Origin of the sequence: Pseudomonas sp. Irchel 3E19 (genome assembly GCF_900187585.1) — a bacterium.
Taxonomy (GTDB): Bacteria; Pseudomonadota; Gammaproteobacteria; order Pseudomonadales; family Pseudomonadaceae; genus Aquipseudomonas; species Aquipseudomonas baetica.
In genome coordinates, this window is record NZ_FYDT01000065.1 from 1 (window position 1) to 12,287 (window position 12,287).

The 12,287-nt window shown below is 59.2% G+C and carries 12 protein-coding genes; 10 read left to right on the top strand and 2 right to left on the bottom strand.

Annotated features, from left to right (window positions below):
* Positions 1-147: 147 nt before the first annotated feature.
* Complete coding sequence (locus tag CKW18_RS26625) at positions 148-1,314, bottom strand: PLP-dependent aminotransferase family protein (RefSeq protein ID WP_095191506.1); 1,167 nt, start codon at positions 1,312-1,314, stop codon at positions 148-150.
* An 82-nt stretch (positions 1,315-1,396) separates the two neighbouring features.
* On the opposite strand from CKW18_RS26625, the gene CKW18_RS26630 reads away from it, so the two are divergent.
* The 3 genes from CKW18_RS26630 (at position 1,397) to CKW18_RS26640 (ending at position 4,199) form a co-directional block, all read left to right on the top strand.
* A complete protein-coding gene (locus tag CKW18_RS26630) occupies positions 1,397-1,843 on the top strand; it encodes a MarR family winged helix-turn-helix transcriptional regulator (protein ID WP_095191507.1) in 447 nt (148 codons plus the stop codon).
* 291 nt (positions 1,844-2,134) lie between these two features.
* On the top strand, positions 2,135-3,484 hold the full coding sequence (locus CKW18_RS26635; protein ID WP_095191508.1) for an NCS2 family permease: 1,350 nt from the start codon (positions 2,135-2,137) through the stop codon (positions 3,482-3,484).
* 88 nt (positions 3,485-3,572) lie between these two features.
* Positions 3,573-4,199 carry a LysE family translocator gene (locus CKW18_RS26640; RefSeq protein ID WP_095191509.1) on the top strand — a complete coding sequence of 209 codons (627 nt, stop codon included), beginning with the start codon at positions 3,573-3,575 and terminating at the stop codon, positions 4,197-4,199.
* 193 nt (positions 4,200-4,392) lie between these two features.
* Here the strand turns inward: CKW18_RS26640 and uraH are convergent, their stop codons facing one another.
* Entirely contained in the window at positions 4,393-4,746 is a 354-nt protein-coding gene (uraH, locus tag CKW18_RS26645) for a hydroxyisourate hydrolase (protein WP_003223171.1), read from the bottom strand.
* 432 nt (positions 4,747-5,178) lie between these two features.
* On the opposite strand from uraH, the gene puuE reads away from it, so the two are divergent.
* From puuE to CKW18_RS26690, 7 genes are all read left to right on the top strand, one after another.
* On the top strand, positions 5,179-6,105 hold the full coding sequence (puuE, locus tag CKW18_RS26655; protein ID WP_095191511.1) for an allantoinase PuuE: 927 nt from the start codon (positions 5,179-5,181) through the stop codon (positions 6,103-6,105).
* Positions 6,102-6,617, top strand: coding sequence for a 2-oxo-4-hydroxy-4-carboxy-5-ureidoimidazoline decarboxylase (gene uraD / locus CKW18_RS26660; RefSeq protein ID WP_095191512.1), 516 nt, complete (start codon positions 6,102-6,104; stop codon positions 6,615-6,617). Before puuE ends, uraD begins: the two co-directional genes overlap by 4 nt.
* An 87-nt stretch (positions 6,618-6,704) precedes the next feature.
* A complete protein-coding gene (gene alc / locus CKW18_RS26665; protein ID WP_095191513.1) occupies positions 6,705-7,700 on the top strand; it encodes an allantoicase in 996 nt (331 codons plus the stop codon).
* Between the two features lie 120 nt (positions 7,701-7,820).
* Positions 7,821-8,324, top strand: coding sequence for an ureidoglycolate lyase (locus CKW18_RS26670; RefSeq protein WP_007913973.1), 504 nt, complete (start codon positions 7,821-7,823; stop codon positions 8,322-8,324).
* Between the two features lie 50 nt (positions 8,325-8,374).
* Positions 8,375-9,688, top strand: coding sequence for a urate hydroxylase PuuD (locus tag CKW18_RS26675; RefSeq protein ID WP_095191514.1), 1,314 nt, complete (start codon positions 8,375-8,377; stop codon positions 9,686-9,688).
* 221 nt (positions 9,689-9,909) lie between these two features.
* The gene (locus CKW18_RS26680; protein ID WP_095191515.1) at positions 9,910-11,268 is read left to right on the top strand and encodes a nucleobase:cation symporter-2 family protein; all 1,359 of its coding nucleotides are present in this window, start codon (positions 9,910-9,912) and stop codon (positions 11,266-11,268) included.
* Between the two features lie 161 nt (positions 11,269-11,429).
* Positions 11,430-12,215 (top strand): outer membrane protein OmpK, encoded by a 786-nt coding sequence (locus tag CKW18_RS26690; RefSeq protein WP_095191517.1) that lies wholly within the window; start codon positions 11,430-11,432, stop codon positions 12,213-12,215.
* The last annotated feature ends 72 nt before the right edge of the window (positions 12,216-12,287 follow it).

The window sequence follows — 12,287 nt, forward strand, 5'->3', positions numbered from 1 at the left end:
AAGTTGTGGGTGAGTTCCAGTGCCCGAGCCAGACGCATAAAAAAATCCGATGCCTATTCAGGCATCGGATTTTGATTTCTTGCGGCCAAAGGTCAAGCAAAAGGGCTTAACTGATCGGCATTAGCCCTTGAGCCGGTTTATTTGTTTTCAGGCCGCCTCAGCCGCCTGCGCCCGACGCACCACCGCCGCCAATCGCTTGAGCCCCTCATCCAGCCGTGCGGGATCGATGTGGCTGAAATTCAAACGCAAATGCCCGAGGTTTTTATCGGGATCGGGGAAGAACGGCTCACCCGGCATAAACGCCACGTCATTGGCCAGCGCTTCGTCGAGCAAGGTGCGCGTGTCCAGCGGCTGCTTCAGCGTCAGCCAGAAAAACAACCCACCCTGCGGCACGTTCCAATCGGCCAGATCGGCAAAGTGCGTTTCCAGCGCTGCTTGAAAGCCATCACGCCGCTCACGATAGAAACCGCGCAATTCACTCAAGTGCTGCTGGTATTTCTCACTGCCGATCCACTGCAACGCCTGCCACTGGCCGATGCGATTGGTGTGCAGATCCGCTGACTGCTTGAGCTTGAGCAAATGCGGGAACAGATCAGGGCTGGCGATCAGATAACCGACGCGCAAACCGGGCAACAAGGTTTTTGAGACGGTGCCGGTGTAGATCCAGCTCGCTGTCTTCAAACGCCCGGCAATCGGTTTGGCGCTGCCGCCGTCGAAGGTCAGCTCGCGGTACGGCTCGTCTTCGATCAGGGTGACGCCGAACTCGTCGAGCAAGGCGGCGACCGCCGCGCGCTTGGTTTCGCTGTAGCGCACGGCGGAGGGGTTCTGGAACGTCGGGATCAGGTAGATAAACGCCGGGCGATGCTGCTCCAGACGATTGCGCAATTGCACTAGGTTCGGACCATCGGACTCTTGCGGCACGGTCAGGCAGTCGGCGCCGAACAGTTGAAATATCTGCATCGCGGCCAGATAGGTCGGCGCCTCAAGCAAGATCTCGGTGCCCTTGTCGATGTACAACTTGGCCGCCAGATCCAGCGTCTGCTGCGAGCCGCTGACCACCAGCACCTGGCTCGCTGCGCAATCGAGTCCCAGTGCCCTCGCCTCCGCTGCCAAGGCTTCGCGCAGCGCCGGCTCGCCTTCGCTCATGCCATATTGGCCGAGTGAAAGCGGCATGTCGGCCCATTCGACTTTCGGCAGCATGGCTTCAGCAGGCAAGCCGCCAGCGAACGACATCACTTGCGGACGCTGGGCGGCGGCGAGGATTTCACGGATCAAAGAACTTTTAAGGCGCGAGACACGTTCGGAAAAAGCCATGGAAGTCACCGGTAGCGAGGCATGTGAAAAATAAGTCAAACTGGTTGACTGAAATTACGCCAGCTTGAGCGAGTACGTCAATATGCTTGACCTTAAAAACCCCAGCAGTCAGCAACAGGCCATGGAAGCGTTTTTCTTCGGCTACCAGGCCTTCACCGCCAAGGCTGATGAAATGCTGGAGCGCCGCGGCTTGTCGCGGGTGCATCAGCGGATTGTGTTTTTCATCGCCCGTTATCCGAATTTGAGTGTGAAGGAGCTGCTGGCTTTGCTCGGGGTGAGCAAGCAAGCGCTGAACATGCCGCTGCGCCAGTTGCAGGAAATGCATCTGGTCGACAGCGTGGCGTCACAGGCGGACAAGCGTAAGCGGCTGCTGGAGTTGACGGCCGAAGGGGCGAAGTTTGAGCAGGCGTTGCGCCGTGAGCAGGTGAAGTTGCTGGAGCGGGTGTTTGCCGAGGCTGGGGAGACGGCGGTGAATGGATGGTTGGCGGTGAATCTGGCCTTGGGTGAGAGTCAGGCACATCTCGATTGACTGGACTGGCCTCTTCGGGAGCAAGCCCCCTCCCACAGGGGAACGCATTTCAAATGTGGGAACGGGCTTGCTCGCGAAGGCGTCCGAACAGGCGATATATCCCTATCGACGGACCTTTCGTAAACAAAATCAAAAACAATATTTGCTTTATTTGTACACAAAAGCATAATCCACAGCGTGCGAGTTCCTGACCGCATGGTCAACAAATTCGCGTATGCCTCAAAGGGCCGCTGCCACCCCTCATGGGTCCGGCCCTGGAAATAACAATAAAACTCTTGAGGAGTACTCGCTGTGGAAAGCCGCAAATCCGAAGCATCGACGCTGGATCTCTCGCCGCCACTACGCACTGGCCTGCTGGAGCGCCTGTTTAAACTCAGCTTGCATGGCACCACGGTGAAGACCGAGCTGATTGCCGGTCTGACAACCTTCATCACCATGGCCTACATCATCTTCGTCAACCCGAACATCATGGCCGATGCCGGGATCGATCACGGTGCAGCCTTCGTCGCCACCTGTATCGCCGCGGCGCTGGGCTGCCTGTTGATGGGCCTGTACGCCAACTGGCCGGTGGGCCTGGCACCGGGCATGGGGCTTAACGCGTTCTTCACCTACACCGTGGTCGGCACCATGGGCTACAACTGGGAAACCGCGCTCGGCGCGGTGTTCGTCTCAGGCGTACTGTTCATGATCCTGACGTTCTCGCGGATTCGCGAATGGCTGCTCAACAGTATTCCGGTCAGCCTGCGCTATGCGATGGGCGCGGGGGTCGGTCTGTTCCTCGGGCTGATTGGTCTGAAAACCGCCGGCATCGTCGTCGATAGCCCGGCCACCCTGATCAAACTCGGTTCCTTGCGCGAACCCGGCCCGCTGCTGGCGTCCATCTGCTTCCTGATGATCGCGATCCTCTGCTATCACAAGGTGTTCGGCGCGATCCTCATCAGCATCATCACGGTAACTCTGGCCGGTTGGGGCCTGGGCATCGTGCACTACGAAGGGATCATGTCGACCCCGCCAAGCCTGGCGCCGACCTTCATGGCGATGAACGTGGCCGGCGTGTTCAACGTCAGCATGATCAGTGTGGTGCTCGCGTTCCTCTTTGTGCACATGTTCGACACCGCCGGCACCCTGATGGGCGTCGCCCAGCGCGCCAATCTGGTCAACGCTGACGGCCGTATCGAAAACCTCTCCCGCGCGATGAAAGCCGACAGTGCGTCCAGCGTATTCGGCGCCGTGGTTGGTGTTCCTCCAGTAACAAGCTATGTCGAAAGTGCTGCCGGGGTGGCCGCTGGTGGTCGGACTGGTCTTACCGCAGTCACCGTAGGTGTGCTATTTATAGCGGCGATGTTTTTTGCACCGCTGGCCGGCATGATTCCCGCGTATGCCACTGCCGGTGCACTGATCTACGTTGCGATGCTGATGATGGGCGGCATGGCCCACATCGAGTGGGACGAAGCCACTGATGCCATTCCGGCGATCGTCACGGCAATCATGATGCCGCTGACCTTTTCGGTCGCCGATGGCATCGCGTTGGGCTTTATCACCTACGTGGCGTTGAAGGCCGGTACCGGCAAGTACAAAGAGATTTCCGTCAGCCTGTGGGTGCTCTGCGCGATCTTCATCGCCAAGTTCATCTTCTTGTAAGCGTCACGCGGTTCAAGCTTCAAAACGGCCTCACCCTCGCGGGTGGGGCTTTTGCACATTCTTGAGTACAACAAAAAAGGAGCGAGTGATGAGTCTGGAAACCTGGCTGCTGTTCAGTGGCGCTGCATTGGTAGTGATCCTGATTCCGGGACCGCTGTCGTTGTTGATGATCAGCAACAGCCTGAATTACGGTTTGCGCCGTTCTTACCCGGCGTTTCTCGGCGGCGTGATTGCGTCGATCTGCCTGCTCAGTGCATCGGCGCTGGGGCTGGGTGCCTTGTTGTTGGCCTCGGAGCAATTGTTCAGCGCCCTGAAGATCGTCGGTGCGCTGTACCTGTTCTATCTCGCCTGGCAGAGCTGGCAGCAATCACGCCAGCCATCGGTGGGCCCCGAAGTACCTGAGGCCGCGCCGGTACCCCGCTTTCGCACGCTGTTTGGTCGAGCCTTCGTACTGGGCGCGAGCAACCCGAAAGACATCCTGTTCTTCGCCGCGTTCCTGCCGCAATTCCTCAGCGCGCAACAGCCCTTCCTGCCGCAGTTGCTGATCATGATTGTCACCTGGGTGGTGCTCGACCTGTGCTGCAAGCTGGCTTACGGGCTGGGCGCGCATGGTGCGGCGCGGTATCTGCGCAGCGGCAAGGGGCAGAGCTGGTTCAACCGGGTGAGTGCCGGGTTGTTCAGTGGTGCCGGCGCTGCGTCGCTGTTGAGCCGCTAAAAGCCAAAGCTTCGCGAGCAAGCCCGCTCCCACATTTGGAATGCGTTCCACCTGTGGGAGCGGGCTTGCTCGCGAAGGCATCAGACCAGACACCACTTTCTCAAGGACGAAAAAAAGCCCGCAGTGTGAGCGGGCGAAAGACCAAAGAAGCTATATGCGCAGTCGCTTCCCGGTAGGGGCAGCCGCTTGGGGGTCAGCTGCCCCGATACGTGGAGTAGCTGTAAGGCGAGATCAGCAATGGAACGTGGTAGTGATCCTGTTCTGCAGAGATGCCGAAGCGCAGCACCACCACATCCAGAAATGCCGGCTCCGGCAGTTGCACACCACGGGCGCGGTAGTAATCGCCGGCGTGGAACTGCACCTGATAGACCCCGGTACGGTAGTCATCGCCTTGCAGCAGCGGCGCATCGACCCGGCCATCGCTGTTGGTTATCGCACTGGCGACCAATTCCAGGTGCGAACCTTCAACGCGGTACAGCTCGACCTTGATCGAGCTGCCCGGGCAACCGTGTGCAGCGTCCAAAACGTGTGTAGTCAAACGTCCCATTGATTCTGCGCGCCTGCCTGCATGGTGCAGTCAGACTTCGCGCCTCCCGAAGTCAGTTGAAAAGGAGACCGCACCGATTCGGAGCACGAAAAGCTGCGGCGAGCGACTGATTAAGACACTTTTCAAAAAAATTGTACACAATAAAAACGACATTTTTCACACCGCCCCCGCCATCCGGGCATTTACTGCCGATCTGCCCCTCAAGCAGCTGAACATTGAACCTCCCAGCCATTAGCTGACTGTTCAGGCAGGTTTCTTGCAGGCTCACGCCATTAGCAGCAAAAGATGACAGTCGGTGAAAAATGCAAAAAATCAGGCTTACAAATTGCGAATAAAGTTGTATACAATCAGCCCATCGCTGTGACGCCAGCCTGCACACTCACCGCCAGGCCGCCACGTAATATCTGTCAACGAACAAGAAGGAAGACTGCAGTGAGCGCTGACTACCCACGCGACCTGATCGGTTACGGCAGTAACCCTCCTCACCCACACTGGCCGGGCAATGCGCGCATCGCCCTGTCCTTCGTACTCAATTACGAAGAAGGCGGCGAGCGCAATATTTTGCACGGCGACAAAGAATCCGAAGCCTTCCTCTCTGAAATGGTTGCCGCCCAGCCGCTGCAAGGCGCGCGCAACATGAGCATGGAATCGCTTTACGAGTATGGCAGCCGCGCCGGCGTCTGGCGGATCCTCAAGCTGTTCAAGGAATTCGACATCCCGCTGACCATCTTCGCCGTCGCCATGGCCGCTCAACGCCACCCGGACGTGATCCGTGCGATGGTCGATGCCGGCCACGAGATCTGTAGCCACGGCTACCGCTGGATCGACTACCAGTACATGGACGAAGCGCAGGAACGCGAGCACATGCTCGAAGCGATCCGCATCCTCACCGAACTGACCGGCGAGCGCCCACTGGGTTGGTACACCGGCCGCACCGGTCCGAACACCCGTCGCCTGGTCATGGAAGAAGGTGGTTTCCTCTACGACTGCGACACCTACGACGACGACCTGCCCTACTGGGAACCGAACAACCCGACCGGCAAGCCGCACCTGGTGATCCCGTATACCCTCGACACCAACGACATGCGCTTCACTCAGGTGCAGGGTTTCAACAAGGGCGACGACTTCTTCGAATACCTCAAGGACGCGTTCGACGTGCTCTACGCCGAAGGTGCCGAAGCGCCGAAGATGCTCTCGATCGGTCTGCACTGCCGCCTGATCGGCCGTCCGGGTCGCCTCGCTTCGCTCAAACGCTTTATCGAATACGCCAAAAGTCATGAACAGGTGTGGTTCAGCCGTCGCGTCGACATCGCGCGCCACTGGCACGAAACCCAGCCGTACCAAGGGGCCGCAAAATGAGCCGCTTTCAAACCCTGCAACCGTCGACCCTGAGCCGCGACGCTTTCGTCAACGCTTTCGCCGACATCTACGAACATTCGCCATGGGTGGCCGAGAAGGCCTACGACCTGGGCGCAGACGCCTCGATCGACGAGATCGAAACCCTGCACCAGCGTATGAGCGACATCCTGTTGAGCGCCGATCACGCCAGTCAACTGGCACTGATCAACGCTCACCCGGACCTGGCCGGCAAAGCTGCCGTCCAGGGCCAACTGACCGAAGCCAGCACCAATGAACAGGCTGGCGCCGGTATTCACCAATGCACGGCCGAAGAGTTTTCGCGCTTCACCGAGCTGAACGACGCCTACAAAGCCAAGTTCAAGTTTCCCTTCATCATGGCGGTAAAAGGCAGCAACCGGCATCAGATCCTCGCGGCGTTCGAAACGCGCATTCACAACTCGGTGGAAACCGAATTCAAATGCGCGCTGGCGGAGATCAACAAGATCGCCCTGTTCCGTTTACTGACTCTCTAGCGAGCATGGCCCGAGCGTGTCAAACGCGGAGAACGCCCAGGGCCTCGCAAGCATCCCAAGCCACTTATTTAAAGGCAGACAAGAAGAATGAAAGCTTACGCCGTACCTTTCGAGAAGTTCGTCAACCTGGCCGATGCCCGTCTGGGCACCAAAATCATCTCGGTCACCGATGACTGGTTCGCAGACGCCAATCGTCTGTTTCAGCCGACCCCGGCCGTATGGAAGGAGGGCGTGTTCGATGACAACGGCAAGTGGATGGACGGCTGGGAATCGCGCCGCAAGCGCTTCGAAGGCTTCGACAGCGCCGTAATCCGTCTGGGCGTACCGGGCTCGATCAAAGGCGTGGACATCGACACTTCATTCTTCACCGGCAACTTCCCGCCATCGGCCTCGCTGGAAGCGTGCTTCCTGGCCTCGGGCGAGCCTGACGAAAACACCCAGTGGACTGAAGTGCTGTCGGCCGTCGAGCTGCAAGGCAACAGCCACCACTACCACGAAATCAGCAACGACAAAGCCTTCAGCCACCTGCGCTTCAACATCTACCCGGACGGCGGTGTGGCTCGTTTGCGCGTGTACGGCATTCCGTTCCGCGACTGGTCGGCTGTTGGCGACAACGAACAGGTTGACCTCGCTGCCGCCCTCAACGGTGGCCGTGCGCTGGCCTGCTCCGACGAACACTTCGGTCGCATGAGCAACATCCTCAACCCGGGCCGTGGCATCAACATGGGCGACGGCTGGGAAACTGCCCGTCGTCGCACGCCAGGCAATGACTGGGTCATCGTCGCGCTGGGCCACCCGGGCGAGATCGAAAAAATCGTTGTCGACACCCTCCACTTCAAGGGCAACTACCCGGACACTTGCTCGATCCAGGGTGCCTTCGTGAAGGGCGGCACCGACAGCCAGATCGAAACCCAGTCGCTGTTCTGGCGCGAACTGCTGCCGAGCCAGAAGCTGGAAATGCACGCCGAACACACCTTCGTCGAGCAGATCAAGGCGCTAGGCCCGATCACTCACATCCGTCTGAACGTGTTCCCGGATGGTGGTGTGAGCCGCCTGCGCGTACTGGGCAAGGTCGCTAAGTAAGCGCTGAAACCATTCGCGAGCAGGCTCGCTCCCACATTTAGAATGAAATCCCCTGTGGGAGCGAGCCTGCTCGCGAAGGCATCAAAACAGTCAACACAGAATCCGGATAAGAAGAACAGCATGCGCACACTACAGATTGAACCGCTGACCAAAGAAGCCTTCGCCCCTTTCGGTGACGTGATCGAAACCGACGGCAGCGATCACTTCATGATCAACAACGGTTCGACCATGCGCTTCCATAAACTGGCGACGGTCGAAACCGCTCAGCCTGAGGACAACGCGATCATTAGCATCTTCCGCGCCGACGCGCAGGACATGCCGCTGACCGTTTGCATGCTGGAACGCCATCCGCTGGGCAGCCAGGCTTTCATTCCGCTGCTCGGCAACCCCTTTCTGATCGTGGTCGCGCCACTTGGCGATGAACCTGTATCAGGCTTGGTCCGCGCCTTCGTCACCAACGGCAGGCAGGGCATTAATTACCATCGCGGCGTCTGGCACCACCCGGTGCTGACGATCGAAAAGCGGGATGACTTCCTGGTGGTTGATCGCAGTGGCACAGGCAATAACTGCGATGAGCATTTTTTCAAAGAGGATGAGCGTTTGATCCTCGCCCCCCACCAATAAGAGAAGGTCTGATCACTCGACAACAGAGTGACAGGCGAGAGGTAAAGACTGTGGAAGCACATCTGTTGGAATGGCTGAACCTGAGCGTGCGCTGGGTTCACATGATCACTGGCGTGGCCTGGATCGGCGCGTCGTTCTATTTCGTCTGGCTGGAGAACAACCTCAACCGCGTCAACCCGAAAACCGGTCTGGCCGGTGATCTGTGGGCGATCCACGGCGGCGGGATCTATCACCTGGAAAAATACAAACTGGCTCCACCGACCATGCCGGATAACCTGCACTGGTTCAAATGGGAGGCCTATTTCACCTGGTTGTCGGGGATCGCGCTGCTGTGCGTGGTGTTCTACTACAACCCGACGCTTTACCTGCTGGCTCCGGGCAGCACCCTGAGCGGCCCTGAAGGCGTGGCCATCGGTATCGGCTCGCTGTTCCTCGGCTGGTTCATCTACTCCTTCCTGTGCGACTCGGCCTTGGGCAAACGCCCTGCCCTGCTCGGTTTCATCCTGTTCGTGCTGATCATCGGCGCGGCGTATGGCTTCAGCAAGGTATTCAGCGGTCGTGGTGCGTACCTGCACGTCGGCGCGATCATCGGCACCATCATGGTCGGCAACGTGTTCCGCATCATCATGCCGGCACAGCGCGCGCTGGTCGCGGCGATTGCCGAGAACCGCACGCCGGATCCGGCGCTGCCAGCCAAAGGCTTGTTGCGTTCGCGTCACAACAACTACTTCACCCTGCCGGTGCTGTTCATCATGATCAGCAACCACTTCCCGAGCACTTACGGCAGCCAGTACAACTGGTTGATCCTGGCCGGGATCGCGGTGTTTGCAGTGTTGGTGCGTCACTACTTCAACACCCGTCACGACAGCCACAAGTTCGCCTGGACCTTGCCTGTTGCAGCCGTTGGCATGATCACTCTGGCGTACGTCACCGGCCCTGTGCCGATGTCCACCGCACCGGAAGTGGCGAAGGCGCCAGCGAAAATCGAGTACCAGCCTTTGCCGGAAACTGCAGTGGGCGGTGGCTTGAAACCGGCTGAAGCGGCGCAACCGGCTGCACCTGCCGAACCTGCAGCAGCACCGGCGCAAGCCTCCAACGCCGGCCCAGGCTTCGACAAAGTGCACAACGTGATTCAAGAGCGTTGCACAGTTTGTCACTCGGCCAAGCCGACCAGCCCGTTGTTCAGCGCAGCTCCGGCCGGTGTGATGCTCGACACTCCTGAGCAGATCCGCCAGAACGCGGCGCGCATCCAGGCGCAAGCCATCACCACGCAGATCATGCCACTGGGCAACATCACGCAGATGACCCAGCAGGAACGTGACCTGATCGGTGCATGGATCGCGCAGGGAGCGCAGACCAACTAAGCCACAAAAGCTTCGCGAGCAGGCTCGCTCCCACAAGGACGCCCTTTATCCCTGTGGGAGCGGGCTTGCTCGCGAAAGCGTCGGGGCAGTCAACGTGATGTTGAATGTTATGGCCTCTTCGCGAGCAAGCCCGCTCCCACAGGTTTGCCTGATGCAAATGACAGCTGTGAGCCACCCGGCAGCTGTTCAATCACAAGAATAAAAAAGATCCGAGGTGTTGCATGTCCGAGCTGTCCAAAGCGCGCATCCCCGACGCACCCGCCATTCAGCGTTTGCCCCTTTTGCAACTGATCCTGGTCGGTTTGCAACATGTTCTGCTGATGTACGGCGGTGCCATCGCGGTGCCGTTGATCATTGGACAGGCCGCTGGCCTGAGTCGTGAAGAAATCGCCTTCCTGATCAACGCCGACCTGCTGGTCGCCGGTATCGCCACCATCGTGCAATCGCTCGGTATCGGCCCGATGGGTATTCGCATGCCGGTGATGATGGGCGCCAGTTTCGCCGCCGTCGGCAGCATGGTCGCCATGGCCGGCATGCCCGGTATCGGTCTGCAAGGGATTTTCGGTGCCACCATCGCCGCCGGATTCTTCGGCATGATCATCGCGCCGTTCATGTCCAAGGTCGTGCGCTTCTTCCCGCCTCTGGTGACGGGCACGGTCATCACCTCGATCGGTCTGTCGCTGTTCCCCGTGGCCGTGAATTGGGCCGGTGGCGGTGCCGCCGCTGCGCAATTCGGCTCGCCGATTTATCTGGCCATCGCTGCTCTGGTGCTGGCCACCATCTTGCTGATCCACCGTTTCATGCGCGGTTTCTGGGTCAATATTTCCGTGTTGATCGGCATGTGCTTCGGCTACCTGCTGTGCGGCGCCATCGGCATGGTCGACTTGAGCGGCATGGCCAGCGCGCCATGGATTCAGTTCGTTACCCCGCTGCACTTCGGCATGCCGAAATTCGAACTCGCCCCGATCCTGTCGATGTGCCTGGTGGTGGTGATCATCTTCGTCGAGTCCACCGGAATGTTCCTCGCTCTGGGCAAGATCACCGGTCAGGAAGTCTGCCCACGCATGCTGCGGCGCGGCCTGCTGTGCGATGCCGGCGCCTCCTTCGTTGCCGGATTCTTCAACACGTTCACCCACTCCTCCTTCGCCCAGAACATCGGCCTGGTGCAGATGACCGGCGTGCGCTGCCGCTCGGTGACCATCGTTGCCGGTGGCTTGCTGATCGTCCTGAGCCTGCTGCCGAAAGCGGCGTTTCTGGTGGCCTCGATTCCACCGGCGGTGCTTGGCGGTGCAGCGATTGCGATGTTCGGCATGGTCGCCGCGACCGGGATCAAGATTCTGCAAGAGGCCGACATCGGTGATCGCCGTAACCAGTTGCTGGTGGCGGTGAGCATCGGCATGGGCCTGATCCCGGTGGTGCGCCCGGAATTCTTCGCCCATCTGCCGCTATGGATGAGCCCGATCACCCACAGCGGGATCGCCATGGCCACGCTCAGCGCGCTGACGCTGAACCTGTTGTTCAACATCCTTGGCGGCAAAGAGCGCGCCACGATCAACGACTGCCACGCGCACCCGCATTAACAGCAACACCCACAAAACCTTGTGGGAGCGGGCTTGCTCGCGAAAGCGGTATGTCATTCAACATTTGTAGCGACTGACACGCCTCCTTCGCGAGCAAGCCCGCTCCCACAGGGTAAGCAACAGCCCTGCGCCTGAAAAATAAAAACAAGAGGGAGCAACAGATGATTCGCACGCAAACCAACCTGCTGTTGAGCGGTGGCCTGCTGGCCGCATCCCAGGCCATGGCCGGCGATTTATTGCTGTGGCAGACCAACAGCCTGAGCTATCTGTACGGCAAGAATTTCGCGATCAATCCGTCGATCCAGCAGACGGTGACGTTCGAACACGCCGACAAGTGGAAGTACGGCGACAACTTCCTGTTCGTCGACAAGATCTTCTACAACGGCCAGGAAGACCGCAACAAAGGCCCGCACACCTTCTACGGCGAATTCACCCCACGCTTCTCGTTCGGCAAGATCTTCGATCAGAAAATCGAGTTCGGCCCGATCAAGGACGTGCTGCTGGCGATGACCTACGAGTACGGCGAAGGTGAAAGCGAGGCCTATCTGATCGGCCCCGGCTTCGACTTGAAAGTGCCCGGCTTCAACTACGTCACCCTCAACATCTTCCGCCGCCAGACCGAAGGCCCGCGCCCCGGCGATGGTGTCTGGCAGATCACACCCGGCTGGTCGTACAGCATTCCGGTGGGCAATTCCGATCTGCTGATCGATGGTTATCTGGACTGGGTCGTCGACAACGACGAGAACTCGCGCGGCACCTACCACGCCAACCTGCACATCAATCCGCAGATCAAATATGACTTGGGCAAAGCCTTGGGCTGGAGCCAGAAGCAGCTGTATGTCGGCACCGAATACAGCTATTGGAAAAATAAATACGGGGTCGAAAACAGCCACAACCTCGACACCCATCAAAACACCGCCAGCCTGCTGGTAAAGGTGCATTTCTAAGATGGCCCGCAACCGTGCCCCATCCCTGTCGTCGGTGCTCTGTTGCGGGGCACTTGAGAGCTGGCCGAGGAG

Coding starts and splice junctions, on each gene's coding strand:
- CKW18_RS26625 (WP_095191506.1), bottom strand. CDS start 1,314: ATGGCTTTTTCCGAACGTGTCTCGCGCCTTAAAAGTTCTTTGATCCGT.
- CKW18_RS26630 (WP_095191507.1), top strand. CDS start 1,397: ATGCTTGACCTTAAAAACCCCAGCAGTCAGCAACAGGCCATGGAAGCG.
- CKW18_RS26640 (WP_095191509.1), top strand. CDS start 3,573: ATGAGTCTGGAAACCTGGCTGCTGTTCAGTGGCGCTGCATTGGTAGTG.
- uraH (WP_003223171.1), bottom strand. CDS start 4,746: ATGGGACGTTTGACTACACACGTTTTGGACGCTGCACACGGTTGCCCG.
- uraD (WP_095191512.1), top strand. CDS start 6,102: ATGAGCCGCTTTCAAACCCTGCAACCGTCGACCCTGAGCCGCGACGCT.
- alc (WP_095191513.1), top strand. CDS start 6,705: ATGAAAGCTTACGCCGTACCTTTCGAGAAGTTCGTCAACCTGGCCGAT.
- CKW18_RS26670 (WP_007913973.1), top strand. CDS start 7,821: ATGCGCACACTACAGATTGAACCGCTGACCAAAGAAGCCTTCGCCCCT.
- CKW18_RS26680 (WP_095191515.1), top strand. CDS start 9,910: ATGTCCGAGCTGTCCAAAGCGCGCATCCCCGACGCACCCGCCATTCAG.
- CKW18_RS26690 (WP_095191517.1), top strand. CDS start 11,430: ATGATTCGCACGCAAACCAACCTGCTGTTGAGCGGTGGCCTGCTGGCC.